The sequence below is a fragment of the Mesorhizobium album genome, assembly GCF_033977205.1.
Lineage (GTDB): Bacteria > Pseudomonadota > Alphaproteobacteria > Rhizobiales > Rhizobiaceae > Mesorhizobium > Mesorhizobium album.
Genome location: NZ_JAVIIW010000099.1, coordinates 1 through 3,331, shown reverse-complemented (window position 1 = coordinate 3,331; position 3,331 = coordinate 1). Strand labels below are relative to the sequence as shown.

At 64.8% G+C, this 3,331-nt stretch carries 3 protein-coding genes; all 3 read right to left on the bottom strand.

Features of this window, described 5'->3' with window-relative positions; translation table 11 throughout:
* Nucleotides 1–62: 62 nt before the first annotated feature.
* The 3 genes from RFN28_RS34255 to RFN28_RS34245 are packed head-to-tail and all read right to left on the bottom strand — an operon-like array spanning nucleotide 63 to nucleotide 3,207.
* A complete protein-coding gene (locus RFN28_RS34255; protein ID WP_320291542.1) occupies nucleotides 63–1,070 on the bottom strand; it encodes a tyrosine-type recombinase/integrase in 1,008 nt (335 codons plus the stop codon).
* Nucleotides 1,067–1,987 (bottom strand): tyrosine-type recombinase/integrase, encoded by a 921-nt coding sequence (locus RFN28_RS34250; protein WP_320291541.1) that lies wholly within the window; start codon nucleotides 1,985–1,987, stop codon nucleotides 1,067–1,069. The genes RFN28_RS34255 and RFN28_RS34250 overlap by 4 nt, the downstream gene beginning before the upstream one ends.
* Entirely contained in the window at nucleotides 1,981–3,207 is a 1,227-nt protein-coding gene (locus RFN28_RS34245) for a tyrosine-type recombinase/integrase (RefSeq protein WP_320291540.1), read from the bottom strand. Before RFN28_RS34245 ends, RFN28_RS34250 begins: the two co-directional genes overlap by 7 nt.
* Between the last annotated feature and the right edge of the window lie 124 nt (nucleotides 3,208–3,331).

The window sequence follows — 3,331 nt, the reverse complement described above, 5'->3', positions numbered from 1 at the left end:
GGAAGAACCAGCCAGACCCGGTCAGACTGCATAGCCATGATGCTCATACGGCCTATCCCGCCTTATGTCGGCACGGTATGCGCATCGGCCATCAGTGACGCGATCAATGCGTCGGGCGCCCTGAAGCGACCGCGACGAAGCGCTGGCGGCAACACCGCCTCGACGGCCTCGAGCTTTTCGGACGGATCCATCCGCAGGTAGACCTCGGTCGTGCGGATATCGGCATGGCCGAGCCAGAGCGCAACCTTGCGGATGTCGCGTGTGGCCTGCAGCATGAGAACGGCACAACCGTGCCGCAGAAGGTGGGGCGACAGCGGCCGGCCGATCAGCGTCGGGCAGACAGCGGCGGCCGTCTTTGCATGCTTTTCGAGGATGTACTCGAAGCCGGCGCGGGTCATTGCCATCCCCTGAGCGTTGACGAACAGCTCCGTCGCCGGTGGCTTTCCGCGTACCGCAAGCCAGGCTCGCAGGTCGCGGGCGGTTTCTTTCCAGAGCGGAAGGCTGCGTTCGCGCCGGCCCTTACCGAACACCAGGATGCTCGGACTGGGTTGCAGCGTGACGTTTTCCAGGGTGAGGCCGACAAGTTCGGAGACGCGCAGGCCACCGGCGAAGCAGAGGTGCAGCATCGCCCGGTCCCGCAGCCCCAGGCGTGTCGTCACATCGGGCGCGTCGAGCACGGCGCGGACCTCGTCCATGGTCAGGTGGCGGATGAGCTTGTGGTCATGGCGCTTGCCGGGGATAGCGTTGATCTGGGCGATCTGCTCCAGGGCGCTTGGGTGCCGCAGTTCGACATAGCGCATGAACGCCTTGATCGCGGCGAGCCGCGCATTGCGGGTCGCCGCGCCGTTGCCGCGATCATGTTCGATGTGATGCAGGAACGCGAGCACCATCTCCGCGTCGATCTGCTCGAGCTGGAGCAAAGACGGGCGCGTGTGCAAGCGCCGAGCCGCGAAGACGAACAGCAGCCGGAAGCTGTGTGCATAGGCCTCGCAGGAGTGCGGACTGTAACCACGCTGCTGCGGCATGTGCTCGCGCATGAAGCTGGTGATGAGCGGAGCGATCGACGTCATGGACGCCTCCCATCGATCAACGCCCCGGCGGCGGCGGCGATATCGCCCATGAGGTCAGGCGTGGCTTCGAGATACCAGTAGGTATGTCGGATGCTCGCGTGACCGAGATACGTGGAGAGCGCGACGAAGTCCCGCGCAATATCATCCCGACCCATCGCGCACCGCTCCAGCGCGCGGGTCGCGAAGGTATGGCGCAGATCGTGGATACGCGGGCTGCGCGACCGATCCTGACCGACGCCAGCCTTGCGCAGGATCACATGGAAGGTGCTCTCGACGGTCCGAAGGGGCATCGGCTTGGCATCCACCGAGAGGAACACATGGTCGTCCGTCCCGGCGAACCGCCGGCGGACCTCAAGATAGGCCCGCAGCGCTTCGACCACACTGGCATGCATTGGCACGAGGCGGCTCTTGTTGAACTTGGTCTGGCGGATGTGCAGCACGCCGTCGGGCAGCAGATCGTCCACCCTCAGGTTCAGAGCCTCCGATATCCGCAGGCCCGTCGACGCCAGCAGTCCGATCAGCATCACATAGATGTGGCGCCTGAGCGGGCTGGGCTTCTGGCGCCGCAGATTGCCTGCGGTATCGAGCATGCGCCTCAGTTCCTCGGATGTGTAGATATAAGGCGCGGGACGTTTTGCAGCACTGTGGTTGGGATGATAGTGCGGCACTTCATGGGCGCGATCCTCGGCGTGCAGGAAGCGCGCGAAGAGTGCTATCTCGCCAAGCCGTCGCTGGTGACTGCGCGGGGTCGACGACACGGCCGATGCCCAGGTGACAGCGGTCTCGCGGCGAACATGGGTATCGCCGCGACCGACCGCATAGCGCGCGAACGCGGTGAGGTGTCGAGCCGTCTTTGCGAGCTTGAAGCCGAGCGAGCGGCGCAACTCGATGTAACGATCGGCATCGTCGGTCAGCATGGCGACCTCCCCGGCCAGGGCTGGGCGATGACCGACAGAAGCGCGATATCGACCTTGGCATAATGCGCCGTCATCACCGGCGATCGATGGCGCAGCACCGTGCCCACATTGGTCAGACTGACGCCGTGGCGGAGCATCGCCGTAGCCGCCGAGTGCCGCAGGATATGCGCGCCTTTATAATGGCTCTCGATACCCCCGCGTTTGAGCGCGCGCTTGACCAGGCATTTGACGGTGATGCGGTCGATCGGTCGCAGCGGCGCATATTCGGTAATGAACAGGGATGGCACGGCCAGCGCCGGCCGGCCGCGTTCGATATAGGCAAGCAGAGCGTCGCCGATTTCCTGGATGAGCGGCAGCAACTCCTCGCGGCGGCCTTTGCCGAACAGCCGGATGCTCCCCTGCCGCCAGTCGACGTCGTCGAAGCTGAGCCGTGCGACCTCGCTCGCCCGAAGTCCGAGCCGGACCAGAAGCAGGATGATGGCCCGGTCTCGCAGGCGACGCTCTCCCGCGCACGCCCCGATGATCCGCGCGATATCTGCATCTGGCAGGAAGCGCGGGATCGACGCTAGCCGCCAGCCCGCAACATTGGGCATGGCGTGGTCGAGCCCGGGCCGGCATCGTCCTGTCGCGATCAGGAAGCGCAGGAAAGCGCGGATGCCGACCGATATCCCCTTCATCCGCGAGACCGATACCGTTTTCGCGCGTCCGGTCATGTAGGCCCGGATCGTCGCCGCGTCGTAGGCGCTCGGTGTCTCCCCCAATGCATCGACGAAGGGAGTGATCGTCCCGAGATACGTGGCCAGCGTCGTTTCGGCCAACCCGAGCTGCTCACGGACCCAAGCCGCAAACTCGGCCACCAGGGGCGCAACCGGCTTGGCCGGCAAGCATGCCAACACGCCACGATCCTCGAGGTAGGCGATGAACAGCTTGGCGGTCTCGACAGCATCCTGGTTGACGTCGCCGCGGAAACGCGGGCAACGCCCCGCTGTGATCAGGGCGAACGATGCCGCATACGCCTCACGGATCGCAGCGAGCGTGTAGCTTTCCGCGCGCGCCCAGTGCGTCCAGCTCGCAAGCAGCCGCAGTCTCTCGACGATGGTGAGTGGCGTATATCGTCGCTCACGAAGCCATTGAGCAAAGTCCGCCGCGTGGTCCGCAGCCATTCCCGCCTTCAAGCGGTCCCCGACCGCGTTCTTACGAACATAAACACCTGTCGGCATGTCCCCTCCTTTTTGCATGTGGAGGCGGGACTATGATCCGAGGTGGCTGCTATTCGGAACGTCGGCACTTGTGCCTGGTGCTGTCGTTCGATGTGAGAACGACCTCTGCTGGATGGTTCTGCCG

Coding starts and splice junctions, on each gene's coding strand:
- RFN28_RS34255 (WP_320291542.1), bottom strand. CDS start 1,070: ATGACGTCGATCGCTCCGCTCATCACCAGCTTCATGCGCGAGCACATG.
- RFN28_RS34250 (WP_320291541.1), bottom strand. CDS start 1,987: ATGCTGACCGACGATGCCGATCGTTACATCGAGTTGCGCCGCTCGCTC.
- RFN28_RS34245 (WP_320291540.1), bottom strand. CDS start 3,207: ATGCCGACAGGTGTTTATGTTCGTAAGAACGCGGTCGGGGACCGCTTG.